At 53.8% G+C, this 25,248-nt stretch carries 24 protein-coding genes; 14 read left to right on the forward strand and 10 right to left on the reverse strand.

Features of this window, described 5'->3' with window-relative positions; translation table 11 throughout:
• The first annotated feature begins 209 nt into the window (after positions 1–209).
• Positions 210–2,084: an ATP-binding protein gene (locus tag A3GO_RS0103465; protein ID WP_037374629.1), complete on the forward strand. Its 1,875-nt coding sequence runs from the start codon at positions 210–212 to the stop codon at positions 2,082–2,084.
• Positions 2,085–2,123: 39 nt separating this feature from the next.
• On the forward strand, positions 2,124–3,494 hold the full coding sequence (locus A3GO_RS0103470; protein WP_029132220.1) for a sigma-54-dependent transcriptional regulator: 1,371 nt from the start codon (positions 2,124–2,126) through the stop codon (positions 3,492–3,494).
• Between the two features lie 190 nt (positions 3,495–3,684).
• Here the strand turns inward: A3GO_RS0103470 and A3GO_RS0103475 are convergent, their stop codons facing one another.
• From A3GO_RS0103475 to A3GO_RS0103490, 4 genes are all read right to left on the reverse strand, one after another.
• The gene (locus tag A3GO_RS0103475) at positions 3,685–4,164 is read right to left on the reverse strand and encodes a universal stress protein (RefSeq protein WP_029132221.1); all 480 of its coding nucleotides are present in this window, start codon (positions 4,162–4,164) and stop codon (positions 3,685–3,687) included.
• 68 nt (positions 4,165–4,232) lie between these two features.
• Complete coding sequence (locus tag A3GO_RS0103480; protein ID WP_029132222.1) at positions 4,233–5,591, reverse strand: TRAP transporter large permease; 1,359 nt, start codon at positions 5,589–5,591, stop codon at positions 4,233–4,235.
• Positions 5,592–5,593: 2 nt separating this feature from the next.
• Positions 5,594–6,184, reverse strand: coding sequence for a TRAP transporter small permease (locus tag A3GO_RS22360; RefSeq protein ID WP_335339999.1), 591 nt, complete (start codon positions 6,182–6,184; stop codon positions 5,594–5,596).
• 124 nt (positions 6,185–6,308) lie between these two features.
• Entirely contained in the window at positions 6,309–7,310 is a 1,002-nt protein-coding gene (locus A3GO_RS0103490; protein ID WP_029132223.1) for a TRAP transporter substrate-binding protein, read from the reverse strand.
• A 398-nt stretch (positions 7,311–7,708) separates the two neighbouring features.
• Here A3GO_RS0103490 and A3GO_RS0103495 point away from each other — a divergent pair, with 398 nt between their 5' ends.
• The 8 genes from A3GO_RS0103495 to A3GO_RS25640 all read left to right on the forward strand — a co-directional run bounded on the left by A3GO_RS0103495 (position 7,709) and on the right by A3GO_RS25640 (position 17,205).
• A complete protein-coding gene (locus A3GO_RS0103495; RefSeq protein WP_029132224.1) occupies positions 7,709–8,188 on the forward strand; it encodes an FKBP-type peptidyl-prolyl cis-trans isomerase in 480 nt (159 codons plus the stop codon).
• Between the two features lie 44 nt (positions 8,189–8,232).
• Positions 8,233–9,597 carry a bifunctional UDP-N-acetylglucosamine diphosphorylase/glucosamine-1-phosphate N-acetyltransferase GlmU gene (glmU, locus tag A3GO_RS0103500; RefSeq protein WP_029132225.1) on the forward strand — a complete coding sequence of 455 codons (1,365 nt, stop codon included), beginning with the start codon at positions 8,233–8,235 and terminating at the stop codon, positions 9,595–9,597.
• Between the two features lie 215 nt (positions 9,598–9,812).
• Entirely contained in the window at positions 9,813–11,639 is a 1,827-nt protein-coding gene (glmS, locus tag A3GO_RS0103505; RefSeq protein WP_029132226.1) for a glutamine--fructose-6-phosphate transaminase (isomerizing), read from the forward strand.
• A 35-nt stretch (positions 11,640–11,674) separates the two neighbouring features.
• A complete protein-coding gene (locus A3GO_RS0103510; RefSeq protein ID WP_029132227.1) occupies positions 11,675–12,547 on the forward strand; it encodes a DUF3800 domain-containing protein in 873 nt (290 codons plus the stop codon).
• Positions 12,548–13,108: 561 nt separating this feature from the next.
• Complete coding sequence (locus A3GO_RS0103515; RefSeq protein WP_029132228.1) at positions 13,109–13,390, forward strand: CopG family transcriptional regulator; 282 nt, start codon at positions 13,109–13,111, stop codon at positions 13,388–13,390.
• Between the two features lie 89 nt (positions 13,391–13,479).
• Positions 13,480–13,698, forward strand: coding sequence for a helix-turn-helix domain-containing protein (locus A3GO_RS22365; RefSeq protein WP_051301797.1), 219 nt, complete (start codon positions 13,480–13,482; stop codon positions 13,696–13,698).
• Between the two features lie 191 nt (positions 13,699–13,889).
• Positions 13,890–14,369 (forward strand): N-6 DNA methylase, encoded by a 480-nt coding sequence (locus A3GO_RS22370; protein ID WP_157606697.1) that lies wholly within the window; start codon positions 13,890–13,892, stop codon positions 14,367–14,369.
• Positions 14,370–14,790: 421 nt separating this feature from the next.
• The gene (locus tag A3GO_RS25640; protein ID WP_084609751.1) at positions 14,791–17,205 is read left to right on the forward strand and encodes an EAL domain-containing protein; all 2,415 of its coding nucleotides are present in this window, start codon (positions 14,791–14,793) and stop codon (positions 17,203–17,205) included.
• 265 nt (positions 17,206–17,470) lie between these two features.
• On the opposite strand, the gene A3GO_RS0103535 is transcribed toward A3GO_RS25640, so the two are convergent.
• From A3GO_RS0103535 to A3GO_RS0103560, 6 genes are read right to left on the reverse strand one after another with little or no spacing between them, the layout of a single operon-like run.
• Positions 17,471–17,938, reverse strand: a complete 468-nt coding sequence (locus tag A3GO_RS0103535) for a hypothetical protein (protein ID WP_037374630.1) — start codon at positions 17,936–17,938, stop codon at positions 17,471–17,473.
• Between the two features lie 13 nt (positions 17,939–17,951).
• Complete coding sequence (soxZ, locus tag A3GO_RS0103540) at positions 17,952–18,266, reverse strand: thiosulfate oxidation carrier complex protein SoxZ (protein WP_029132230.1); 315 nt, start codon at positions 18,264–18,266, stop codon at positions 17,952–17,954.
• An 18-nt stretch (positions 18,267–18,284) separates the two neighbouring features.
• Positions 18,285–18,752 carry a thiosulfate oxidation carrier protein SoxY gene (gene soxY / locus A3GO_RS0103545; protein WP_029132231.1) on the reverse strand — a complete coding sequence of 156 codons (468 nt, stop codon included), beginning with the start codon at positions 18,750–18,752 and terminating at the stop codon, positions 18,285–18,287.
• Between the two features lie 18 nt (positions 18,753–18,770).
• Entirely contained in the window at positions 18,771–19,661 is an 891-nt protein-coding gene (soxA, locus tag A3GO_RS25155; RefSeq protein WP_051301799.1) for a sulfur oxidation c-type cytochrome SoxA, read from the reverse strand.
• Between the two features lie 10 nt (positions 19,662–19,671).
• Entirely contained in the window at positions 19,672–20,133 is a 462-nt protein-coding gene (gene soxX, locus A3GO_RS22385) for a sulfur oxidation c-type cytochrome SoxX (protein WP_245621653.1), read from the reverse strand.
• Between the two features lie 9 nt (positions 20,134–20,142).
• Positions 20,143–21,624: a hypothetical protein gene (locus A3GO_RS0103560; RefSeq protein WP_157606699.1), complete on the reverse strand. Its 1,482-nt coding sequence runs from the start codon at positions 21,622–21,624 to the stop codon at positions 20,143–20,145.
• A gap of 719 nt (positions 21,625–22,343) precedes the next feature.
• Between A3GO_RS0103560 and A3GO_RS22390 the strand changes: the two genes are divergently transcribed.
• The 4 genes from A3GO_RS22390 (at position 22,344) to A3GO_RS0103585 (ending at position 25,087) form a co-directional block, all read left to right on the forward strand.
• Positions 22,344–22,949 carry an RNA polymerase sigma factor gene (locus A3GO_RS22390; protein ID WP_051301800.1) on the forward strand — a complete coding sequence of 202 codons (606 nt, stop codon included), beginning with the start codon at positions 22,344–22,346 and terminating at the stop codon, positions 22,947–22,949.
• A complete protein-coding gene (locus A3GO_RS0103575; protein ID WP_084609729.1) occupies positions 22,946–23,401 on the forward strand; it encodes an anti-sigma factor family protein in 456 nt (151 codons plus the stop codon). Before A3GO_RS22390 ends, A3GO_RS0103575 begins: the two co-directional genes overlap by 4 nt.
• The gene (locus A3GO_RS0103580; RefSeq protein WP_029132234.1) at positions 23,398–23,871 is read left to right on the forward strand and encodes a periplasmic heavy metal sensor; all 474 of its coding nucleotides are present in this window, start codon (positions 23,398–23,400) and stop codon (positions 23,869–23,871) included. The genes A3GO_RS0103575 and A3GO_RS0103580 overlap by 4 nt, the downstream gene beginning before the upstream one ends.
• A 508-nt stretch (positions 23,872–24,379) precedes the next feature.
• Positions 24,380–25,087 (forward strand): P-loop NTPase family protein, encoded by a 708-nt coding sequence (locus A3GO_RS0103585; protein ID WP_029132235.1) that lies wholly within the window; start codon positions 24,380–24,382, stop codon positions 25,085–25,087.
• Positions 25,088–25,248 lie beyond the last annotated feature (161 nt).

Here is a 25,248-nt window from a genome sequence, read left to right on the forward strand (position 1 = left end):
CGGGGTTTTTTTTCGCTGCGGTTCACACTCATGCGATTGCGTACAGAACGCCCGGACTGTCCGGAATTGGGAAAAGATCGCGGCGGGGTGCCGCTCCTACAGGCATGCCCCGGGCCAAATGGTCGGGATGCCCGAGAACGGCGGAGCGTTTCAATGGCGATCGGAGGGCGGGAATAATCGCTCTGAAGGCCTATACTTCAGGTCGGATTATGGAAATTAAATTTGCCCATTTCAGCCTGAAAAAATCCCATCGCCAGTTGCTGCTGGTGGTGGTGATTTCACTGCTGATGCTGATACTCTGGCTGACGGCCCACTGGTCGCGGCAGATTGCCCTGGAAAACCTGCAGCAACAAAACCAGCACCAACTGAAACTGTTCGTGGCCAATCTGCAGGGCCAACTGGAGAAGTATGAGTTTCTGCCGGAGTTGCTGGCCACCAACAGCCTGTTGCTCAACTTTCTGCAATATCCCAATGACGTCAACACCATCACCGCGCTTAACCGTTATCTGGAAACCATCAACAAGGTCGCCAACGCCTCGGATACCTATCTGATGAATGCGGAAGGGTGGACCATAGCGGCCTCCAACTGGCTGTCCGAGCGCCCCTTTGTCGGCAGAAATTTTTCCTACCGACCCTATTTTCAGGAAGCCATGAAGGGCCGCCTGGGGCGCTATTTTGCCCTCGGTTCCACCTCGAATAAGCGGGGTTACTATTTTGCCTATCCGGTGCGTGACAAGGAGAAGATACAGGGCGCTGTGGTAATGAAAATCGAACTGATCGGTTTTGAGGAGAGCTGGAGCTCGTTCAAAGAAGATTTTGTCGTGACCGATCCGGATGGTGTTATTTTCATCTCCACCAATGACGACTGGCGTTACAAGAGCCTTTACCCGCTGGACAATTCTGTGATTGAAAGAATTCACAGCAGCCGGCGCTATGGGAACGCTGAAATAGGTACCCTGGCGATTACCCGGAAAGACCAAATTTCAGAGCAGGCGCAAGTGGTAAATATGGGTGAGCCCCGTCAGTCCGACCACCTGATGCTGGTGCAGGAGATGCCGGAAGCGGGCTGGCGTGTCCACACGTTCGCCAGCCTGGGCGTGGTGAATTCACAGGTGCTGAAGTCCCTGCTGTTCGCCACCATACTGTATATAGCGATCGTTTTTCTGGTGCTTTATCTTTTTCAGCGAAGTCGCCGCATCAAAGAGCGCGAACGGTTTGAAAAACGCGCCAAGCAGGTGCTGGAACGCCGGGTAAAAGAGCGTACCGCCGATCTCACCGAGGCCAACATCCGACTGATTCGAGAGATCGAAGAGCACCGGCGTACCGATGAGACGCTGCGCCAGACCCAGGACGAACTGATTCAGGCCGCCAAGATGGCGGCCCTGGGTCAGATGTCCTCCGGTATCAACCACGAACTGAATCAGCCGCTGGCGGCGATCCGCTCCTATGCCGACAATGCCCGGGCGCTGCTGACCCGCGACCGCCAGGAAGAGGCAAGCTGGAATCTGGAGCAGATTGCTGAACTGACCGAGCGTATGGCAAAAATCAGCCGCCAGCTAAAGGTTTTCTCGCGCAAGACATCCGGCCGGATTGTCAGTGTATCGTTGCAGGCGGTGATCGAAAATGCACTGAAGATTGTCGGTCCCCAGTTGAAGGATACGGAGACCGAGCTGCGTAGAAGGCTGCCGGAGGAAGAGCTCTATGTCATGTCAGACATGGTGCAACTTGAGCAGGTGCTGGTGAATCTGATCACCAATGCAGTACATGCAGTGGAGCTGCAGGCCCAGCGCTGGATTCAGATTGCCGTGAGCACCAGGCAGGGAAAGGCGATTATTGAGATACTGGACAACGGACCCGGGATTGAACAGGCAAATCTGGAGCGCATTTTTGATCCGTTCTTCACTACAAAATCGGAAGACCGGGGACTGGGTCTCGGCCTCTCCATCTCCTATCGCATTGTAGAGATGATGCATGGGACACTGACCGCCGGTAACCGGGAGCAGGGTGGTGCCGTGTTTACCCTGCAACTGGATCTCTCAAGTGTGACTGAAAATCAACCCAGACAAGAGCTGTTGAGCAAATAGGCCGATCAAAAATACCGGCCGGAAAACCAATTTAAGCAGATGATGAATAATTCCGATCCGATAATCTATTTCATAGACGATGAGAAGCACATCCGCATGGCCAACCAGCAGACCCTGGAACTGGCCGGCTTTGAGGTGCAGAGTTTCAATGGCGCGGAGAAGGTGCTACCCCTGCTGTCACTGGAGTGGCCTGGCGTGGTGGTGTGCGATATCAAGATGCCGGGGATGGATGGTCTCGCCTTTTTGGAAAAAGCGTTGCAGATCGATCGGGACATTCCAGTTATCCTGGTAACCGGTCACGGCGATATCACCATGGCGGTGAGCGCCATCCAGGACGGAGCCTATGATTTCATTGAGAAACCCTTTGCCGCCGAAAAGCTGATCGAGACCGTGCGCCGTGCCGTGGACAAGCGGGCACTCACCCTGGAGAACCGTTGCCTGCGGCGCGAACTGGAGGCGCAGGATGTGCCGGGTCCGCGCATCATTGGGCGCACCCCGGCGATGCAGAAACTGCGTGCCACCATCGCCCAGGTGGCCAATGCGGCTGCCGATATTCTGGTACTGGGCGAGACCGGCACCGGCAAGGAGCTGGTGTCGCGCTCGTTGCATGAACACTCGTCGAGGCGGGATAAAAACTTCGTCGCCATCAACTGCGGCGCGGTACCGGAAAACCTGATCGAGAGTGAGTTGTTCGGCCACGAGTCGGGTGCCTTCACCGGCGCCAACGAGCGACGCATCGGCAAGTTTGAACACGCCAACGGTGGCACCCTGTTTCTGGATGAGATTGAGAGCATGCCGATGCCGGTGCAGGTACGCCTGCTGCGGGTACTGCAGGAGCGTGTGGTAGAACGGCTCGGCTCCAATAATCTGATACCGCTGGATCTGCGCGTGGTCGCCGCTACCAAGATCGACCTGAAAGAGGCCTGCGAGACGGGCCGCTTTCGCCAGGACCTGCTCTATCGTCTCAACGTGGTGACGCTGGAGATACCTCCGCTACGGGGCCGGCGCGAGGATATCCCGCTGCTGTTCCACCACTTCCTGCTGGTAGCCAATGCCCGTTACCAGATGGAAGCCCCCCTCCCCTCCGGCCATCAGATTCGCATCCTGTTGACCCACAACTGGCCCGGCAATGTGCGTGAGCTGCGTAATGTCGCCGAACGCTACACCCTGTTGGGAGAGAGCTGCGGTTATGATTTGGAGCAGTTACTGCATGGCACCGATGATGAGCAGGGTGAACATCAAGTGACATTGCCGGAACAGGTGGACTGTTTCGAGAAGAGCATTATCGAGCAGGTACTGATCAGTCATAAGGGCAATATCAAGGCCACCATGTCGGCACTGGGTGTACCGAGAAAAACCCTTTATGACAAGATGCGCAAGTACGGTCTGGATAAAAGCAATTTCAAGTGACGCAAAGCCCAGTTCCCAAGGGTTGATCACCAACCGGCCGGGGGCCGGTTTCCCCCAGGCCCGCCCGCACTCCGGGTGACACAAACCAAACCGATCGCGATAAAAAAACGCGGACCGCCGAAGCCGCCCGCGTCATGTTGCCACCAAGCCAGTGGTTGCGTTTTACCAGAGCGGTTTCAATCCGGCGAACTCACTTTCCCACCGGCACCACCAACACCGGGCGATCACTGATGTTGATCAATTTGCGCGCGGTCGAGCCCAGTAGAGAGGAACCGAAGCTTGAACTGGTATGGGTGCCCATCACAATCAGATCAACGTCATGGGTGGCAGCATATTTTTTGATCTCTTCTGCGGGCCGACCGGTTACGACGGCCACATCGGAGACCAGGTCGGAATCCTTACCCAGTTCTTCGGTGTAGAAGTCCTCCAGGCGCTTCTCCATCTGGCTGAGGATTCCCCGTAACTCCTCTTGTTCAAAATCATCGCTCATGTCCGGCACATAGAGCTCAAGCACCGCCATGCCGGTATTTCCAATGGGTTCAGCTACATGCAGCATGATGATCTTGGCCTGATACTGTTGCGCAAGGCTGATGGCATGGCGGAACGCCGGACGCATTTTTTTGCCCAGGTCAGTGGCGTAGAGGATGGTCTTGAATGTTGGAATCTTCATGGTATCAATCTCGAAAGTTGTTACGAAAGGCGCAGGGTTTTACTAAACCCTGCGCTTTGTTTCCCGCGTTACTTCGTGATGATCTCCGGCCCCATCATAATGGTCGGTAGCCAGGTGGAGATCCAGGGCACATAGGTGACGATGATCAGGAACAGGAACATGATGCCAAGCCAGGGCGCTGCCGCCTTGACCACCCGCATCATGGACATGTGTGAAACACCGGCGGTTACGAACAGGTTAAGACCCACCGGAGGCGTAATCATCCCGATCTCCATGTTGACCACCATAATGATGCCAAGGTGAATCGGATCGATGCCCAGTGTCATGGCGATGGGGAACACCAGCGGTGCCACGATGATCAGTAGCCCGGACGGTTCCATGAACTGGCCGCCGATCAGCAGCAGCACGTTCACCACGATCAGGAACATGATCGGCCCAAAGCCGGCGGAGAGCATCGCCTCGGTAATCATCTGCGGGATTCGCTCTTCGGTCAGCACGTGTTTGAGGATCAGCGCATTGGCGATAATAAACAGCAGCATGATGGTCAGCTTGCCGGCCTCGAACAGGGTGTGCTTGGTATCCTTGTGCCAGAAGACGGTGATCAAGGCGGTAAAAAAATTACCCCTGGTCTTGGTTGCCAGTGGCCCCATGTCCTTGTAGATGAAATTGGCAATAAGGAAGGCGTAGACCGCCGCAACTGCGGCCGCTTCGGTGGGGGTGAAAATACCCCCATAGATACCGCCGAGAATAATCACGATCAGCATCAGGCCCCAACCGGCGTCACGGGCAGATTCAAACACCTCGCCCCAACCGGCAAATGGCTGCGATGGCAGGCCCTTTACCCGGGCGGCGATATAGATGCCGATCATCAGCATCACGCCAGCCAGTGAGCCGGGAATGACACCCGCCAGGAACATGCGGCCCACCGACACGTCGGTTGCTGCCGCATAGACCACCATCACAATGGATGGCGGTATCAGAATGCCCAGTGTACCGGCATTGCAGATGACCCCGGCCGCAAACTCCTTGGTGTAACCGGCCTTGACCATGCCGGCAATGACGATACTACCAATGGCTACCACGGTGGCGGGAGAGGAGCCGGAGAGGGCCGCGAACATCATGCAGGCGAACACCGATGCCATGGCCAGCCCGCCGGGGAACCAGCCGACTACCGCGACTGCAAAACGGATAATGCGTCGGGCTACGCCACCGGTGGACATAAAGCTGGAGGCGAGAATGAAGAAAGGGATCGCCAGCAGCGTGTAGTGTCCCGCAAAGGCCGAAAACAGGGTTTGCGCAACCGAGGCCAGTGAGGCCTCCGAGTGCATAAACAGAAAAATGATACTGGAGAGGCCCAGAGAGACGGCGATGGGTACGCCGATCAGCATCAGGCCTATCACCATGCCGAAGAGAATCAGAATATCCATTACTAATTCTCTCCTTCACGATGATGTGGGTGTTCACTGACGGCCGCTTCAGCCTCATGGCTGGCAATGATGGAGTCCTGTTCGCCCTTGATCACCTTCCAGGCGACCTCAAGAAAGCGCAGGGTCAACAGCCCCATGCCCAGAGGCAAGGCGGCGTAAGGTATGAAGCGGGGCATCTTCTCGTACAGCTCCCCCTCATTCAGCCAGGTGGCGAAAAATTGCAGGAAGTCGGGCATCGGCACGTCGTTGGTCTCCAGGAAGGCGCGCTTGGTGGCAAAGGCGTACCAGTAGTCCCAGGAACCGACCAGCAGCAGGATGGCAAAGGCCAGGCAGGCGGTGACCGAAAGCAGTGCCATCACCCGGTGCGCCTTGGGTGACACCATGTTAATCACCACGTCGACACCAATATGGAACTGTTTTTTCACCCCATAGGAGCAGCCCATCAGCACCAGCCAGGCGAACAGAAAAACCGTGGCCTCCAGAGCCCATAGAATGTTGTTGTTGAACAGATAGCGGGCGATCACATTGGCAAAGGTGATCAGCGTCATCAGACCGAGGCAGATTGCTATTGCTGTCTCCTCTATCTGATCCATGGCTCTGGCGAACCTGGACTGGGGTAAGGGGTGCATCACGGCGTCCTCAAAGGCAGTTTAAGCTGAGTATTGTCAAATCCAGGCGACCACATCTGGCGGTCGCCTGGTTACAAAGTAAAACCACTTACTTCTTGTTGGAAGCCTCGGCTGCCTCGATCAGGTCGGCACCGATATCATCTTCAAACTTCTTCCAGACCGGTTTCATGGCGTCTACCCACTCCTGACGCTGCTCTGGGGTCAGGGTACGTACCACGCCACCGGCGTCGATCACGTGCTGCATGCTCTGGGCGTTGACCTTGGCAGACTCGGAGTTACGAGTCTCGGTCACTTCCTGCAGGATCTGGCTGAGCTGGCCACGGATGTCTGCGGGCAGCCCATCCCACCACTCACCGGAGGTGACCACCAGGTAGTCGAGAATACCGTGGTTACTGGCGGTCACGCCGTCCTGTACCTCGAAGAATTTCTTACCATAGATGTTGGACCAGCTATTCTCCTGGCCATCGACCACCTTGGTCTGTAGTCCGCCGTACACCTCGCTGAAGGCCATTTTCTGCGGGTTGGCACCCAGCTGTTCGAATTGAGCCACCAGCACATCCGATGCCTGGACGCGGAATTTCAGGCCCTTGGCATCGTCCGGGTGGATCAACGGGCGATTGGCGGAGAGCTGTTTCATGCCGTTATGCCAGTAGGTAAGTCCGAGCAGGCCGCGTCTTTTCATCGAACCCTTGAGCTTTTCACCGGCTTCGGAATTCTGGAAACGGTCCACCGCGTCCACGTCTTCAAACAGGAACGGCAGGTCAAAAATGCGGAACTTCTTGGTGAATTTTTCGAACTTGGAGAGCGAAGGTGCCGCCAACTGCACATCACCGTTCAGCATGGCCTCCAGTACCTTGTCATCATCATAAAGAGTGGAGTTCGGATAGACCTGCATGCAGGCCTTGCCGTTCATTTCTGAATTGACCCGGCTCTCCAGCAGGGCGGCGGCGATACCCTTGGGGTGCTTGTCGGTATTGGTAACGTGACTGAACTTGATCACCATTTCGCCGGGATCGCAGTTAGCGAAGGCAGCGGAAGATGAGATGGTGAGTGCTGCGGTAACGGCGAGGCCGATCAGAGCTTTGTGCATTGGATTCCTCCTGATAGGGATGTCTTTAATGGTCCAGGCCGGGCGCCTCCTCTGTCACATCGGGTGCCGGGCTGGTCTATTAAGGTTAGCAAACGGGGTGCCAGATGTTAGCTGGCGCTGGTTTTTAATGATAACCCGTTGATCCTTAATGGTTATGGTGGAATGGTCCGGTTCAGTACGATAAGGCAAATGGGTGGGAATCCCCCCATCCGGTGTTGTGGCATGGCTGGTCAACCGCCGAAAGCCGGGTCCGGATCAGCGGTTAACGACTCGGGCGGCTGGATGTCGCTTGCCTGGAGGCAAATTGCAATGCCGGTTTAGTCAGCGGTGCGCCGCGGATGATATACTCACGGGCCTCCCCACGGGAGGCTCTATTCATTCAAGCGGAGCAGTATGTTATGTCCAGTGAAGTCATCAAACCCGGAAAATTTGTCTCTCTCACCTACCACATCACCGACATGGAAGGTAATGTGCTCGAGCAGAATGATATCCCCGTCAGCTATGTCCATGGCGGTGAGACCGAGCTGATCGGCAGCATGGACAAGGTGATTGCCGGCAAGGGTGTGGGTGACGAGGTGGAGATGATCGTGGAGCCGGAGGATGGATTCGGCGAGCATGACCCGGAGCTCACCTTTACCGACGATATCGAGAATGTACCGCCCCAGTTCCGCCAGCTCGGTGCCGAGGTGCAGATGCAGAATCAGGAGGGCGAGGCCCGCACCTTCTACGTCAGCAAGATCGAAGGCGACAAGCTGACCGTGGACGGTAATCACCCGCTGGCGGGCAAGACTTTGAAGGTGATGGTCAAGATCGTGGAGGTACGTGACGCTACCATAGATGACATGACCCCTCCCGAGGGCGGCTGTTCCATCAACTAATCGGCCACCGGCCGACCAGATCGCGAATTTTAAGAGAGATAACTATGAAGCTGGGTGTTGTGATCCTTGCCGCAGGACAAGGGACAAGGATGAAATCTTCACTGCCCAAGGTGTTGCACCGCATCGCCGGCCGGCCGCTGGTGGGGCACGTGATAGACACCGCCAAGGCGCTGGGCGCGGACAAGGTGGTGGTGGTTTATGGCCATGGCGGCGATCAGGTACAGCAGGCGATTAATGATCCAACCCTGGTGTGGGCAGAACAGGCCGAACAGCTCGGAACCGGTCATGCGGTCGAGCAGGCAATGTTCGCCATGGCCGATATGGACCGGGTGCTGGTGCTCTATGGCGATGTTCCCCTCACCCAGCAAACGACCCTGAACAGCCTGATCCAACAATCCCACGATACCGCGCTGGCGCTGCTCACCGTCACCCTGGACGATCCCGCCGGTTATGGCCGTATCGTGCGGGTCGAGGGGCATGTCACCCGAATTGTTGAACAGAAAGATGCCTCGGAAATCGAGCAGCGTATCCGAGAAATCAACACCGGCATCCTGATTGCCGACCGGGCGCGGCTCGCCGGCTGGCTCGGGCGGCTGGAGAGCAATAATGCCCAGGGCGAGTTTTATCTCACCGATGTCGTGGCGATGGCAGTGGATGAAGGCGTTGAGGTAAAGACCGCGCACCCCGTCGACAGCTTTGAAGTGGAAGGGGTGAATGACCGGGTTCAGCTCGCCACGCTGGAGCGTCGACACCAACAGGTGCAGGCGGAACAGCTGATGCGTGAGGGGATCACCCTGCGTGATCCGGCCCGCTTCGACCTGCGTGGCCGCTTGCAGCATGGACAGGATGTAGAGCTGGATGTGAATGTGCTGATTGAGGGCGAAGTTACCCTGGGTGACGGCGTGCGGGTAGGTGCCAATACGGTGATCCGCAACAGCCATATTGCCGATGGCGTCTGGATCAAGGAGAACTGTGTGATCGAGGACTCGGAGGTTGGAGCGGACTCCATCATCGGTCCATTTGCCCGGCTGCGCCCCGCCACCACGCTGGCGGAGCGGGTGCATGTGGGCAACTTCGTCGAGATCAAGAAGAGCGACGTGGCCGCCGGCAGCAAGATCAACCACCTGAGTTATATCGGTGATACAACCATCGGCCATTCAGTGAATATCGGTGCCGGTACCATCACCTGCAACTACGACGGGGTGAACAAGTTCCGCACCGTGATCGGCGACAACGCCTTTATCGGTTCCGATACCCAACTGGTGGCGCCGGTTGAGGTCGGTGCGGGCGCCACCATCGGTGCCGGCTCCACCATCACCCGGGATGCCCCGGCAGACACCCTGACCCTGAGCCGCGCCAAGCAGCTCAGCCTCAAGGGCTGGAAGCGGCCGGAGAAGCAGGGCGACTGACCGGGGCGGTCTGCTTGGCCCGAATCAGGTAGGAAACCATTGCAGTTTTGTTCTAATGGTATTCAAAGCGTCCCTTCTCCCTCGGGGAGAAGGACAGGACGAGGGGATTACAGCCTATGGCGACAGCCATTCAGAACCCGTTCTTCCTACGCTACGTCATGAACAAGCGGTGAGCAGACACAGCGTTCTCACCAGAAAGAAAAGGAAAACCAACCATGTGTGGCATCGTAGGCGCCGTGGCGCGGCGAAACATTACCCCCATCCTGATTGAAGGACTGCGTCGACTGGAGTATCGCGGCTACGACTCGGCCGGTATCGCCATACGTGACAGCTCAGGCCGCATCCAGCGCATCCGCTCGGTGGGCAAGGTCGCCTCACTGCAGCAGCGCATGGAGGAGAACCCCATCGCAGGCGAACTGGGTATTGCCCACACCCGCTGGGCCACCCACGGTATGCCGGCCGAGCGCAACGCCCACCCCCACATGAGCGGGGAGCAGGTCGCGGTGGTGCATAATGGCATTATCGAGAATCATGCCGAACTGCGCGAAGAGCTCACGGCCAAAGGTTACCGGTTCAGTTCCGAGACCGATACCGAGGTGATTGCCCATCTGCTGGCGGATGCCCTGAAGGCGGGGAACGACCTCTGTGGGGCATTCAGGTCGGTGGTTGGCCGCTTAGTGGGTGCTTACTCCCTCGCGGTCGCCAGCCCCGATGACCCGGACCGCATTGTGGTGGCCCGGGCCGGCTCGCCGCTGGTGATCGGTCTGGGCGAGGGGGAGAATTTTGTCGCCTCCGATGTGTTTGCCCTGCTCACCGAGACCCAGCGCTTCATCTTCCTGGAAGAGGGTGACCTGGCCGACGTGCGGCGTGAAGGGGTGCAGGTGTTCGACAGCGAGGGTAATCCGGTGGAGCGTCCGGTGGTCTCCTCCAAGCTGAATCCGACCGCCACCGACAAAGGCCCCTACCGCCACTACATGCTGAAAGAGATCTTCGAGCAGCCCGCCGTGGTGGCCGAGACCCTGGAAGGACGCATCCACAAGGGCCGCCTGCTGGAGGAGAGCTTTGGTTATGAAACCAAGGCGCTGCTGGACCGGACCCGGCGCATCCAGATCATCGCCTGCGGTACCTCCTACCATGCCGGCATGGTGGCCCGTTACTGGTTCGAAGAGGTTGGCATCCCGTGCAATGTGGAAGTCGCCAGCGAATACCGCTACCGCAAATCCGTGGTGTCGCCGGATACCCTGTTTGTCACCATCTCCCAGTCGGGGGAGACCGCCGACACCCTGGCCGCCCTGCGCGGCAGCCGGGAACAGGGCTACCTCGGCAGCCTGGTGATCTGCAATGTGCCGGAGAGCTCCCTGGTGCGCGAATCCGACGTGGCGTTGATGACCCGCGCCGGACCCGAGATCGGCGTCGCCTCCACCAAGGCGTTCACCACCCAACTGGTCGCCCTGCGGCTGCTGGTGCTGGCGCTGGCACGTCGCCAGGGAGTCGACCCGGAACAACTGACCGAATGGGTGGAGGAACTGCACGCCCTGCCCCGCCAGATGGAAGTGGTGCTGCAACTCAATGATGAAATTGAACAGATGGCCGCCGGCTTTGCCGAGCGCAGCCACGCCCTGTTCCTCGGGCGCGGCCCCTTCTACCCCATCGCCATGGAGGGGGCGCTGAAACTCAAAGAGATCTCCTACATCCACGCCGAGGCCTACCCCGCCGGTGAACTGAAACACGGCCCGCTGGCCCTGGTGGATGCCGAGATGCCGGTGGTCTGCGCCCTGCCCGATGATCCGCTACTGGAGAAGGTTCTCTCCAACCTGCAGGAGGTGCGCGCCCGTGGCGGTGAGCTGTTCCTGTTCAGTGACAAACGGGTGAAGATCGAGCTGGACAACTACCAGAGCCTGACCCTGGACGACATCTGCCCCACCACCGCCCCCATCGTCTACACGGTACCGCTGCAACTGCTCTCCTACCACGTCGCCCTGCTCAAGGGCACCGATGTGGATCAGCCAAGGAACCTGGCCAAATCGGTGACGGTGGAGTAGGTAAAGCGGTGGCTGAATGAAAAGGGAATTCAACGGTGACGGGTGACGACAAACAACTACCGCTGTTTGAAATGGAAGGGTCCCAGAGTGGTCTGGATAGATCTGGACCCTCCTCTGCGCCAGCACCGGAAAGTCCTTTCAGCAAGTACATCGTGTATGTTGACGAAAGCGGCGATCATAGCCTGCAGTCGATAGACCAGCAGTACCCTCTATTCGTGTTGGCATTCTGTGTGTTTCATAAGCGACATTACAGCGAGAGGGTTGTCTCTGCATTGGAGAAGTTCAAATTCAACTATTTCGGCCATGACCAAGTTATTCTGCATGAGAATGAAATCCGAAAGGAAAAGGGTGTATTCAATATTTTCCGAGGTCGAGATGAGAGGCTCCAGTTCCTTAATGAGTTAACAGACATCATTGAAAAAAGTAATTTTATTCTCGTTAGTTGTGTCATTGATAAGCGGGCTCTCTGTAAAAGGGGTGAACTAGACTCCAACCCTTATCACCTTGCTCTCGGCTTTTGTCTGGAAACTCTTTTCGAATTCCTGCAAGAGAAACATCAACACCAGAAAAAGACCCATGTCGTGGTCGAATGTCGCGGGAAAAAAGAGGATAACGAACTGGAGTTGGAGTTCCGGAGGATCTGTGATGGGAACAATCGGCTGGGGTTACCATTGCCGTTCGAGATCATGTTTTCAGACAAGAAAGCAATGTCCTCGGGATTGCAGTTGGCTGACCTCGTTGCGCGTCCTATAGGTTTGAACCTCCTAAGACCCGAACAGGAAAATCGTGCCTTTGAGGTATTAAAGCGAAAATTCTACTGTGACGGTGGGAGGAAGCATGTAGGCAGGGGTTATGAAGGGGTTGGCATGAAGATTTATCCTGTGCCAGAAAGCGAAAAGCCCCGATGATACTCACCGAGGCTATGACGCCGACCGGGCACCCCCAATCCACTTGCCTGCATTATAGTTGACAAAAAAATAAGATCAAGAACTTATAAATATTGGATAACCTATTAATAATTTTGTGCTTTTGGAGGAGCGACAGAGGCATGAAATTTCAATCTTCTATAGAGCGGATGACCGCATACGAACATTATATGGTGCTCATGTCCGATCTAATTGTTTGATAAAACCAACACAGTAATGAATTAAATGTACCTGTGCTCTTCTGTTGCCCCACTATCACGCCACCTTGCACAAGGGTACCGATGTGGATCAGCCGAGGAGCTTCGCTAACCTAGCGACGGTGAAGTGAATGGGTGAGACAGATAGCCTGCAGTGCTCAAGATGCGGAATCATCGGTAGCGGTGTGTGTCGATATGAAAAATGCCATACTAAAAGCCATAGTAATAACCATATATTTATATGGCCAACTGGCCTGTGATTCTGCTATGTTTGATACCTGAGCATGGAAAGCTCGGAATGACATCCCGGGAAGGAAGCGATCAATCTAGCTAGGGTAAGCAATCTATGAGCGCGAAAACCACATACACTGATGAGCCGGTCGGCCCGATAGAGGTGGTGCCGGACTTTCTGCCGTCACCGGAAGAGCTTGTGTTCAAGGAAGATACGGTAAAGGTTACGATCTCCCTGAGCAGGGAGAGCGTTGAGTTTTTCAAACATGAGGCCGAAAAGCATCATACTCAATACCAGAAGATGATCCGTCGGCTACTGGATGCCTATACATTGGCCCATAAGCAGCCTTCGGCGAAACGTTCCGGCCGAAGAAAAAAAGACACGGATGAACGCTAAAGTGTGTAGGATCAGCCCAGTGTGCGTATTCAGGCGAAGTTGCGATTTTATTCTCGGAGTACGATAAGCAGGTATTCTAGGAGGAAACGATGAGTCATCTAAAGATCATCAAAACCAATGCCGAGCACCAGGCTGCACTGGCCGAACTCGTGCGCCTGCTTGATAACGATCCTGCCGAGGGCAGCAAAGAGGAAGATGAGCTGGAGGTGCTGTCGATACTGGTCGAGCAGTATGAAGCCGTCAACTATCCGCTGGAATCGCCAGATCCGGTTGCGGCCATTCGTTTTCGCATGGAGCAGCGGGCTTGACCCAAAAGGATCTGATGCCTTTTATCGGCAGTGCCAGAAAGGTTTCCGAGGTGCTGATTCGGGAGCCAGGTATAGTGTTGCCGGCGGACAAAGCAATAGGAAAGCAATAGGAGCAGTGGACAGACCAGCAAGTTGCTGACCGATTAAATCTGTGTTCTATCCCCCATCATCTTAAAAAGCGCAATAACTCCATGAGCCTAGTGAAAACAAAACAGCGCGTCGCCGACCACGGAGAGGTTTTTACTCCCGAATGGATGGTTGAGGCGATGCTCGACCTCGTCAAGGATGAATCCGAGCGTATCGACTCCCGCTTTCTGGAGCCGGCGTGTGGGAGCGGCAATTTTCTTGTCCAGGTTCTCAAGCGGAAGCTCGTTGCTGTTCAGTGTAAGTTCGGGAAGTCAGACTTCGAAAAACAGCACTACGCGCTGCTGGCTCTGATGTGTATCTACGGTATCGAGCTGTTGGCGGATAACATTGCTGAGTGTCGTGCAAACATGCTGGAGATCCTCGCGGACTACCTGAACCTAGATGAATCGGATGACTTCTACCGGGCTGCTTCTCATGTGCTATCGCAGGGAGTAATTGGGGTCAGATTGAAAACTCAAAGCCGCCCACGTAGGATCTGGATAGTTTTTTATCTGACCCAAACTATAAAGACAAAGACCGGATAAATTTGACTTCAGGTGGTAATCCACTCGGAAATTGGTGGTTTTCCCGCCGCGACTGTCCATCCACATCGCGCTTTGATCCGGTTGACCCTGGTTGTATTAGGAAGTATTGTGCATACCACTTGGCAAACCATTCTGAACTGTATGCGACAAGTCTCCGGCCCAGAAGAAACAATAACAGCCGGACTGCAATATGCTTTTTATCCTATGACTGCCTTTCCCCCGCCGTCGCTGAAAAGATAAACCTACAGTTATACCTAGCAAAAAGTAACATTCTACGAGGGATACTCCGTGACGAAACAGGCTGGGAGGACCAATGGAAGGCAATAGCAGTATCGGGGAAACCATACGGCCGATCTTTATCCCGACCATTACACTGCTGAACCGCATCGGGTTTACCAAAAAATTTACCCTGCTGTGGCTGATGTCGTTGGTGGCGATCGCCGTAGTGGTGTACAGCCTGTTTGCCAGCCTTGACCAGGTTATCCGTTTATCGAAACGGGAGCTGCAAGGCCTGGTGCTGATTGAGCCGGTTTCCCGAACCATACAGTACCTCCAGCAACACCGCGGAATCTCGTCTGCGCTGCTCGGGGGGGGCGATATAATGAAGGGCAGGCGAGCCGTCAAGGAAAGGGAAGTCGCGGATGCATTCAGCGTACTGGAAAGAAAATTACCTGCCCACCTGATCTCCAGCGAAGGCTTCCGGCATATCAAGGCGGAATGGGAGCGGTTACGTATAGATGGTCTTCACAAATCGGCGTATGAGAATTTCACCCAACATACCCGCTTGATCGAGCAGGTCCAGTTATTCAAGGAGCTTATTGCTGATGACTACGCGCTGATCACGGATGCGGAGCTCGCCACGTTCTATCTGATTGATACGACCGTCAGCAAAATTCCGTACGTAGTTGAACACCTCGGCCAGCTCCGTGCATACGGAACCTTCATTCTGGCTGCCAAACAGATTACCGAGCGCCAGATAATCACCATACACAACCTGATTGCTGAACTTGAAAGTACCCACCGTGAACTCTCGAACCGTATCGATAAGACCAGTCATTACACCCCGGCAGCGGAGATATCACTCAGGGCGGCACATACGGGTATTGGCGATTCAACGACGCAGATAATCAAACTCGTGGAGTCAGATATCCTCACCGGCAACTTTGTTACCCCCCCGGAGATATTCATGGATATGGCTACCACCGAGATCAACAATGGCTACGCGCAAATGCACCAGGTGCTGATGCCCGCTGCCAAAAATCTTATTGAGGAGCGTATTGCCAAGGCAAAAAATACGCTATATCTGAGTGTTGGCAGTGCCTTGCTACTAATGCTGCTGATAGTCTATATCTCGGTCAGTATCTACTACGCCATTATCGGTAACGTCAATTCGTTGATTCATTCTGCACGCGCATTTGCCGAAGGCGACCTGGACCAGCGAGTCAAAATCGACACGCGTGATGAGCTCAGCCTGGTAGGCGATGGCCTTAATGCCATGTTTGAAGCGCGCAAGCAGGCTGAACAGGAAATCCATCAGCTGGTCTTCTATGATCCGCTCACTCACTTGCCGAATCGCCGCCTGTTATTGGACCGTTTACAGCAGGCAACAGCGATCAGCACACGCAGCGGCCGACATGGCGCAGTGCTGTTTCTGGATCTGGATCTGTTTAAAAAGATAAATGACACAAAGGGTCATGCGATGGGTGACCTGATGTTGGTCGAGGTCGCACGCCGGTTGCAGTTCTGCGTTCGTGAAGGTGACAGCGTGGCACGGTTGGGTGGTGATGAGTTCGTGGTAGTGCTTGAAGATCTGAGCCTCCAGCCGGATGAGGCCGCCACTCACGCCGAAATCGTTGCAGAAAAAATCCGCGACGAGTTGAGCCGGCCATATATGTTGGAAGGTCAGGAGCACCATACTACAGTGAGTATCGGCATTGAACTGTTCCGCGCCCATAACGAAAATTTGGGAAATTTGCTTAAGCATGCCGATGTGGCCATGTACCAGGCCAAAGCGGCGGGGGGCAATACCGTTCGCTTTTTTGATCCAAAGATGCAAGCGGTGCTGGACACGCGTTTAGCCATTGAAACGGATTTACGACAGGCGATCGCCAGGCAGCAATTCCTGCTTCAATACCAGATACAGGTTGACAGTTGTGGCAAGACGATCGGCGCGGAAGTGCTGTTGCGTTGGAAACATCCCGAGCGCGGATTTGTGTTCCCTGACCAATTCATTCCGCTGGCCGAGGAAACCGGATTGATTCTGCCGATAGGGCTATGGGTCTTGCAGACTGCCTGCGCCCAGCTCAAGGCCTGGCAACAAGACGCGTTGACCCAAGACTTGATACTGGCAGTAAACGTTAGCGCAAAACAGTTTCACCAGGCTGATTTTGTCGCGCAAGTGCGATGCGTATTGCTGGAAAGCGGTGCAAAACCTTCCCACCTGAAGTTGGAACTGACCGAGAGCACCGTGTTGGGAAACATACAGGAAGCCATTGCCAAGATGCGCGAAATAAAGCAGCTCGGCGTGAACTTTTCGATGGATGATTTCGGCACCGGCTACTCGTCGCTAGCCTATCTGAAACGCCTGCCGCTGGATGAGGTCAAGATCGACCGCTCCTTCGTGTCCGACATCACCACCGACCAAAGTGATGCTGCCATCGTACAAGCCATCATAGGGATGACCAAGGCTCTGGGGTTGAACGTGATTGCTGAAGGGGTTGAAACCAGGGAACAGATGAACTTTCTAACCAAGCATGGCTGTCACGCCTTTCAGGGCTACTTGTTTGGCAAGCCAGTACCGCTCAAGGAAGTTGAAGCATTGTTGCAAAAGGATTAACTACAATTGAGAGCCCGGAGAAGCTCTTCGCCATACAGCAAATTTATTTTTTCAGTTTAAGTCGTCTGAGTGATTTATTTACAACTAAAAACGGTGGCATTATTTGCCTGATCGAAGCCCTCACTCAGTCGCCAGTCGCCCTGCTCCCACAGCTTGAAAAAAGCCGGCCCCGCCAATTGGCAGAAGCCGGCATCAAGTGTTGGATGGATTTACCTCAAACCTGACTCTCCTTTTTGGGTATACAGCAAGATTGACAAGGCCGCGCTTATCGAAGCCGGTCCACCTGGTAGATGGCATGGCAGGCAACACAGTGTTTTGTCAGCTCTGACAACTGTCCCACGGTGTGTCCCATGTCGCCCATCGCTTCCGCGTCCATAGAGATTGCATCGAACGTGGTATGTACCTTCCCGGCCAACTGCTTGAAGGTTTCAGGCAGTTTGGCCACCACGTGGGGTGGAATTTCGTTTGCCGCTCCGCTGCCCATCGTCCTGGCGGCGCTGGCCACCTGCTCCATGTCGTCACGCGCGAGCCCATCCAGAATGGATTGCATGGCGACGACGAAGTTGCGCATCTCCACCAGAACCAGGTGACGCTCGTCGGCCGGTAGTGCGAGCATGGCACGGGTGTCCGGATCCTCCAGGGTACCGCTGTTTTTGACTTCTGAGTGTGATGTGTTGAATGCCAGTGTCATCAGGAAACCACTGAATACCGCGAATATAGCCTTACTTCTCATTACATCATCCTCATCAGTTAACGACGGCGTCTGCGCTGCCTGACTGGCCAGTATTGTCGGTCCAGTTCACGGTAATCCTGTCGTTCGGCTTCATATCACTCAATTTAAAGCCGTAAAACGGGTTCTTGGAGAGGCCGCCGGTGCAGCGTGACACCAGAGCCTCTTGACCGTTGACCAAAATTATGAACTGATTGATAAAGTGGGCCGGGATCTTGTTGCCTGATTGTGGGTTAAGCCGGAGGCCATTCTCCATTGGATGGTTGATAATTACCTTGACGTCGACTACGCCATTTTTATTCTTCACACGAACCTTCATTGTGTTACTCATATCGGTTTCCTTTACTGTTTAGCCGCCACAACCGCCAATAGTCACCTTTACCTCGCTGCTCGCGTAGTAAAATTGACCGCCGGCCTTGACGATTGCGCGTACCTGGGAAGTTTTGGCCATTTTGATTCGTGTCGAAACATAAGGCTGGGCCTTCCTGGAATAGTAGTATTCTGCAATCAATGGGTGCGGGTTATGATCTGCGATCAGCGCTATGTACTCGGTATCAGGCAGATTACTGGTTACGGCAACCGAAACCATGGATCCATTGCTGGCAATGTCCGGTGCCTTTATCTTGATATCGCTGGATTGTTTTGCACCTGCTGCGCCGATCTCGGACAGCACCCCCTCGACGTTTGAAGCAGAAAAGCGTCCGTCGCTTCCGGGTAGTTCAACCGCGTTCGCCATGTTCACACCCGTCATGGCAACAAGGCAGCTACCGCCCCCTATAGCCAGTGCCTCTATGAACTCTCGCCTGTTGTAATTCACTCTAGTACTCCTCTTTTGTTAACGGATGGATGGAGCCTTGATCGGATAGCCGTTGGACATCGAGGTGTAAAATACCTCCAGGTCCACGTAGGCAGGATCACCGGGCTTCAGCGGTTTGGCTCGCATCTGTTTCAGGCAGCGCATAAAGCGTTTATGCAATACCTCCACTTCACCCACCGGACTGCGGTAGGTCGGGTAATGACTGACATCGCCGAAGGGTGTACTGGGAACCTCCCCGCGCAACCGATTGCCCATGATGCTTCCCGGGGTATGACATGAAGCGCAGGCGAAGTTGAGTTGGCCGATACGCTTGTAGAACAGTGTTTCACCCCGAAGGTAGGCCTCCTTCATGGGCCCTGAATCAACATCGATCTGTATCGGGAGTCCATCGCTCAGAGATTTCAGGTACAGGGCAATGCTTGCGTTTACGGGTGATCCCTGTTTGAAGTTTTGCCAGAGCACCTTCTTTGCACAGTGCTCAATACGTGCCTCCAGTGTAAGTACTTTTCCCAGCTTCGCATCGTACATGGGATAGTTGGCCGCGATCCCTTCCAGGGTCGTGGTACCGGCACCCAGGCACGATTTGAATCCCGCTTCCCTGTGCTCCCAAAGGTTGACGAGTTTCTCCCCTTCATCAACAGCCAGGTGTCCGGGGTGAAAGTCGTCCTCGACAATATCCATGTTCTTGCCATTCATTTTCCATTCGTTATCTGAATTGGTCTGGATGCTGGCAAACTGTTCTATTGCCTGGGTGTCTTTCCAGTATTTATAAGTTCCGGAAAAATCGCCCGCAACACCCAATTTTGGATCAATGTCGAATCTCGGATGAGTATTGAAGTCTGTCTCGGCAAGAGCCGGGTAAGAGATAGCGTGTAACGCCGTTACCGCAATTAATGTCAATATTTTCATTATCCGCCCCCTATTTCGAAGACTGGAGGAAAGCGACAACATCGCGAATTTCCTGCTCAGTCAGTATTTCATTGGTCCCCATTGGAGGCATCAGGGTGTCCGGACTGCGCCACCGCATGTCATAAACCAGCGCGAAGGTTTCTGCGTCGCTCCTTCCAAGGTTCCCGTAGCTGGTCAAGTCCGGCCCACGGCTGCCGGGTTGTGTACCCCCCTTCATTCTGTGACAGGCAAGGCAGTTGCCGCGGGTTTTTGTAAACGCGATATTCCTGCCCTCCTCGCTGTTGCCGGACAACTCGCCTGACAACGGTTTTTTGACCGGCTTCCTGACCGGTATCTCACCACAGGAGAGGCTGTAACTCAGGCAGGGAAACTTCATCGGAGAGGTCGATGCGCTATTGGTATTAACAGGTTGTTGCACAGTGCCGCAGGCGGAAAGCGTTGCCATCAGTGCGGCCAGTAATATCTTCTTCATCGTACTCCCCTAGAAAATGTGTCGCAGACGCAGGCCAATAACATCGCCGATCGTACTCGTGGAGTTTTCAGCGTTGTTTGTTTTGACAAGGGCATTGTTGATCGCCGCCGGATTGGCGCTGGTCGTGGTCACCGCATTCGGTGCTTCGGAATCCCGGAATACGTAGTTCAGCGTCAGACTGGTTTTAGGTGCAATGTGGTAGGTAGTGCCGAGTGCAAGCTCGGTGATGATTCTTTCATCGGAATCGGACCAGTAGCTGTTATTGATCGTCTCGTACAGCAGGTTGTTTCTTGAATAGCGAACATCGAACTGCCAGTTCTTATTCAGATAGTATCCATATTCCAGCGTCAGGCCTTTGGCCTTGTTATCTCTCTCGGATGCTATTTGAAACTGCCCGCCGTACGGACAGTCAGTACAGCTCGATGTGGCAGATTGCAGGATCATTCCCTCTGCAAACATCAAGTCCATTCCCAGTCGGTGTTTGTGGCCGGTTTCGCCAAAAAATCGCCCTAATGCCTGCACGCCGAATCCGTAGCGTATCCGGTCAAAGTCCTCGCTCTTGGTCCCCTGGGCATCCACGATATAGTTTCTTACGCCACTCTGGTGATATGCGTAGAACTTGACACCATTCTTCATGGCGCCTTTTCCACCCGGAAGATCATATTCCGAGGAGAAGTAGAGGTTGAGATCCTTTTCATTGTTATTGTCGGAATGATGTATGCCATTGCCGTTACCGATCATTGCAGCATAGGTGTGCGTCCACTTTCCAGTATTGAACGAGTCAAATGCCTGGATGCCCCAGTCACGGCCCACGTCCGAATCATATCCCTGGGTGGAAATGCTGCCGGCATATCCCTGGCCGGCGATAGGATTGGTTCCTTTGGCACTGCCGTTGACAAATCGCTCGACTTGGTCGCGCCTGACGAAGTCGGTTAGATAGATGAAATCCTTCGTTCTAATAGACTCCAACAACTCCTCCGGACCGGGTTTTTTAAACAGCCCTAATCGGAGGCGTGCGCCTGGAATATAGTTTAGCGTTACGCTGGCGTCGGTCAGGGAAACGAGATGTTTACGATTGGTGTTGAGCGGTTCGTAGGTGGCACCGTTCATACCAAAATTCGTAGTAAGGAAGTAGTTGATCTTTCCTGGAATAATGTTTCCCCTGAGGCCAACGACAAAGGCATCCAGGTTGAAACCCTTGTTGTCGTGGTGCAACTCCGGCCCAACCCTGCAATTGTTGACGTAGTAACCGTTATTCAGTCCAGGTCCGCTATTGAGATCTCCCGTGGGCGTACCGTTCGGCCTTGCCATGCCAGAGAGTGGATTACAACCAACGTAGTTGGAGTATTGTAACGAAACGGCACCGAATAAGCGGTGAGATACTTTTTCTGGCTCGGTACCTTGTATAGCAATCCAGTTCGCAGCGAAACTGCCTTGCGAGAACAGCAGTGCCGCAATTCCCCCTGTTATTATATTTGGGACTTTTTTCATCACGCCTCCTTTTTAGTTATTCCTACCCTCTGATGGGGTGGTAGTAACTGAAACGAGCAGGATTAAGAAAAGTTCCTCCAATATTTATCCGGGTGAATGGTTTTGTATTTCCCGTAGTTTGGAATGCAAACACCTTTCTTACTAACCGTTTCTTTTTAAAAAATTAACTCTGGTTGTAGCGAGCGTGGTTGAAATCGGATCAGACAAAACTTCTTAACACTTCCATTGCATCGAACCATTTGTCGCCGTGCATAAACAGCCAAGATATATTGATAATTGTCAGTTGGCGGCCGATACGCATTACCAAAACTCCAGGAAAGCGTTTTGGAACCGCGTAATTCAGAGAGACTGAAGCACCAGTCCTACTTAGCCTTTCCAACAACGCATTGGTGACGGTATCGTAAACCAGGACATGACGCCGGATCGTTCATTGGATAGGGATACTTGCACCGCATCTAATGATAAATATCAGGCTAAGCGGGCTGTTTTAGAAAGAGCGAAAACGAATTGTTGCCTTACCCAGGTCAGTTTGGAGACACTAGAGAATGTGCGGCATCCGTGTTCATTGGATTGAATGCTGCAAGAGACTAAATACCGATTTTTGAGGCCGGGCACCCTTTTTGACTGGAGAGCGGGAACTTTATGGAGGATGGCTCGTTAGAGTGTTAGCGGATTAAAGGCTCACTGGAAGAGGCAATAACAATACATATTTGGTAACGGTGATTGCTATAGAACACCATATTCCGGGGCAGGCAGACGATTTGCGGCAATTTTCCGATGAAGATTGTGTTGCCTTTTTGAAAGCGGGTAACAGCGCTGCATTTCCAGAGCTAATGCGGCGGTATCAAAACCGGATATACACCTATGTATTACGAATGATCAGCTGCCCGGATGATGCTATGGATATATGCCAGACAACATTTATAAGCGCATATAGAAACCTGGAGAAGTGGCAGCCAAATGCCCTTTTTAGAACATGGCTGTTTAGAATAGCGAGTAATTCCGCCATAGATTATCTGCGAAGAAACAAGTTGTATACTCAAGTACCGATAGAAAGCCTTAACCACACTTTGATCGATGCCATGGATCCGGAGCGTCAATACATGTCATCGGCACGATGCACCACTATGATCAAACTGATTCAACAGATCCCCCCGGTTTTTCGGCAGGCCCTGCTACTACGCGAACTGGAGGGAATGTCTTATGCGGATATTGCGCAGGCGTTGGACATTAGCGAAGGAACGGTAAAATCCCGGATCGCGAGAGCACGATACGGCCTGGTATCCGGGCTTGATCAGATAGATGATGTAGAGAGTAACCAATGAACAGAAACAGTTGCCCGGATTTTGAGACACTTTCTGCCTATGTGGATCATGAAATGAGCGGGAGTGAGCTGGAGGCGATCAGCAACCACGTGGCAGAATGCGCATATTGCAGGCGACACCATGATCGGCTTGTTCAATTGAGCAATGAGTTTTCCGCCATGCAGGCAGAATCTACTGGCATAAACATTATTCCGGAGATTCAAGAGCGGTTAAATACGAAACCTGGTCTACGGCGGTCCGGAAATTTGCTAAATGGTCGGTTCTTATCCTATGGACTGGCCGCATCATTTGCTCTTGTTGTCGGTATCAATCTGGGAAATCATATTGTAGTTGACGAAGTAAAGGTCGATCTCACGTTTACACAGGCAGCACAAATGGCGCCGTTCTCTTTCATCCCGCCTGGAAGCATCAACCTGGAACATGCCACATGTTTTATAGGAAAGCGCATATGATCAAGCGTTATATAATGCCGGTGATCTTGGTACTGTCACTGTTTATCAATGTTGGGGTCATTGCATCAGTTGTTGGCCGAACGGCGGGTGACTTGTTTGGTGCAAAGGCAATACAGCACGGGCATACTGCCTTGGCTAACCACCTTGAACTCGACCAGCGGCAGTTTTCTCAATGGAGAAGCAACGAACAGGTATTTCTAAGCGAACTGAAAAACTCATGGGCAATTATCAGGAACAATCGCGAACTGATGATACGCGAGATATTTTCTGATGACCCGGATATTGCCGAAATTGAGTCCCTGCGCGATGAGATAGCCGAGCAACAATCGATACAACAACATGTGGTTATAGACCAGTTGATGCGTGAACGACAGATACTGAACCAACGGCAACGCAACATGCTGGAGGACCTGCTCATTACCCAGTACCCCCTGGCTTCAATCGAACAGATGATGATCAGGGAGGAATGAATATCAAAGGATCGACAGCATCCGGTAGATCCGACGGATACTGAAAAAGCGTGTCATAGCTGGCCAGATGACTGCCGGGCGATCGGTTAGTCAACGGTGGAATACAGATACGATCGGACAGATGTCTTTAAACGGGCTTTGATAATTCGGCAGTTTGCCGGCGTCGGGTAATTCCCAGAGAACTGGAGTAAGAAAAGTCACCTGCCCCTCCCTATGCCCGACCATGCTATACCCTGCCGGCCACCAACCATCCAGAAGACAACATGAACAGGACTGGCAGGCTCAGCTTGACCTGTAGAGAAACCAAGCCAAACTTAAAGACAAGGACCGGATGATTTTCTCTTCAGATGGGATCGACTCAGCCTGAGTTGCGATTTGGCGGCTGACAAGAAACGGGATTATCGATGCACTGCAGTGATAGCGCCAACCCGCTACCGCGATTGGGATAATTCCAATTGGATTCTGTTGCGATGAAGTAGCCGTTAAATTCAGATACACCGAGAGGGTAATGACAAAGGATAAGCTCGTAAAAAGATCCAGCCGTTCGGAGGTTGACGCATTTTTGCATAAAGTGGCCACAACACCGGCCAGGAAGCCGGCGAGCCGAACTGGCCGACTGATATTTGCCATGGATGCCACGGCCAGCCGGGAACCCACCTGGGACCAGGCCTGCCATATACAGGCCCAGATGTTTGAAGAGACCGCGGCGCTCGGCGGCCTCAGCATCCAGTTGTGCTACTACCGGGGATTCAACGAATTCAGCGCCAGTGAATGGTTGTCCAATAAAACGGATCTGCAGCATCGCATGATGGCCGTACGCTGTCTGGGGGGGCACACCCAGATACGCAGGGTTCTGCAGCATGCCATTACTGAAACCAGGCAGAAAGAGGTGGATGCGGTGGTATTTGTGGGAGACTGCCTGGAAGAGGAAGTTGATGAACTTTGCCAACTGGCAGGTGAACTGGGCTTGCATAACGTGCCGGTGTTCCTGTTCCAGGAGGGGGATTACGTGGTTGCGAAACGCGCATTCAAACAGATAGCCCGGCTGACCGATGGAGCCTATTGCCCGTTCGATGCCAGTAGCGCCCAACAACTCCGAGACCTGCTGAGCGCGGTTGCCGTCTACGCGGCGGGAGGGCGGCGGGCACTGGAAAACTTCAGTAAGGCACGCGGGGGAATGACCAGGTTATTAACCCGCCAGATCAATAAGGGCTAGTGGGGCGCGTATCTGAGCCTCCATGCCTGCAGGCCGTAAACTCGCCGGTCGTCATCCATACGCCAGTGGAAAACACGAGCTTTCCGCTCGGCCAATCGTTAGAATATTTCAACTAAGGGGCGGTGGACCGCCTTATTAAATTGGATATCCCATGGATATCC

This window comes from Sedimenticola selenatireducens DSM 17993 (assembly GCF_000428045.1).
GTDB classification, from domain to species: domain Bacteria; phylum Pseudomonadota; class Gammaproteobacteria; order Chromatiales; family Chromatiaceae; genus Sedimenticola; species Sedimenticola selenatireducens.

Bases quoted from the DNA above. Each gene is read 5' to 3' on its own strand.
- A3GO_RS0103470 (WP_029132220.1), top strand. From the start codon at position 2,124: ATGATGAATAATTCCGATCCGATAATCTATTTCATAGACGATGAGAAG.
- glmU (WP_029132225.1), top strand. From the start codon at position 8,233: ATGAAGCTGGGTGTTGTGATCCTTGCCGCAGGACAAGGGACAAGGATG.
- A3GO_RS0103580 (WP_029132234.1), top strand. From the start codon at position 23,398: ATGATCAAGCGTTATATAATGCCGGTGATCTTGGTACTGTCACTGTTT.
- A3GO_RS22365 (WP_051301797.1), top strand. From the start codon at position 13,480: ATGAGTCATCTAAAGATCATCAAAACCAATGCCGAGCACCAGGCTGCA.
- glmS (WP_029132226.1), top strand. From the start codon at position 9,813: ATGTGTGGCATCGTAGGCGCCGTGGCGCGGCGAAACATTACCCCCATC.
- A3GO_RS0103480 (WP_029132222.1), bottom strand. From the start codon at position 5,591: ATGGATATTCTGATTCTCTTCGGCATGGTGATAGGCCTGATGCTGATC.
- A3GO_RS22370 (WP_157606697.1), top strand. From the start codon at position 13,890: ATGAGCCTAGTGAAAACAAAACAGCGCGTCGCCGACCACGGAGAGGTT.
- soxA (WP_051301799.1), bottom strand. From the start codon at position 19,661: ATGAAAATATTGACATTAATTGCGGTAACGGCGTTACACGCTATCTCT.
- A3GO_RS0103585 (WP_029132235.1), top strand. From the start codon at position 24,380: ATGACAAAGGATAAGCTCGTAAAAAGATCCAGCCGTTCGGAGGTTGAC.
- soxZ (WP_029132230.1), bottom strand. From the start codon at position 18,266: ATGAGTAACACAATGAAGGTTCGTGTGAAGAATAAAAATGGCGTAGTC.
- A3GO_RS0103495 (WP_029132224.1), top strand. From the start codon at position 7,709: ATGTCCAGTGAAGTCATCAAACCCGGAAAATTTGTCTCTCTCACCTAC.
- A3GO_RS0103560 (WP_157606699.1), bottom strand. From the start codon at position 21,624: ATGAAAAAAGTCCCAAATATAATAACAGGGGGAATTGCGGCACTGCTG.
- A3GO_RS0103575 (WP_084609729.1), top strand. From the start codon at position 22,946: ATGAACAGAAACAGTTGCCCGGATTTTGAGACACTTTCTGCCTATGTG.
- A3GO_RS0103465 (WP_037374629.1), top strand. From the start codon at position 210: ATGGAAATTAAATTTGCCCATTTCAGCCTGAAAAAATCCCATCGCCAG.
- soxX (WP_245621653.1), bottom strand. From the start codon at position 20,133: ATGAAGAAGATATTACTGGCCGCACTGATGGCAACGCTTTCCGCCTGC.
- A3GO_RS25640 (WP_084609751.1), top strand. From the start codon at position 14,791: ATGTCGTTGGTGGCGATCGCCGTAGTGGTGTACAGCCTGTTTGCCAGC.
- A3GO_RS0103490 (WP_029132223.1), bottom strand. From the start codon at position 7,310: ATGCACAAAGCTCTGATCGGCCTCGCCGTTACCGCAGCACTCACCATC.
- A3GO_RS0103535 (WP_037374630.1), bottom strand. From the start codon at position 17,938: ATGAGAAGTAAGGCTATATTCGCGGTATTCAGTGGTTTCCTGATGACA.
- A3GO_RS0103515 (WP_029132228.1), top strand. From the start codon at position 13,109: ATGAGCGCGAAAACCACATACACTGATGAGCCGGTCGGCCCGATAGAG.
- A3GO_RS22360 (WP_335339999.1), bottom strand. From the start codon at position 6,184: ATGGATCAGATAGAGGAGACAGCAATAGCAATCTGCCTCGGTCTGATG.
- A3GO_RS0103475 (WP_029132221.1), bottom strand. From the start codon at position 4,164: ATGAAGATTCCAACATTCAAGACCATCCTCTACGCCACTGACCTGGGC.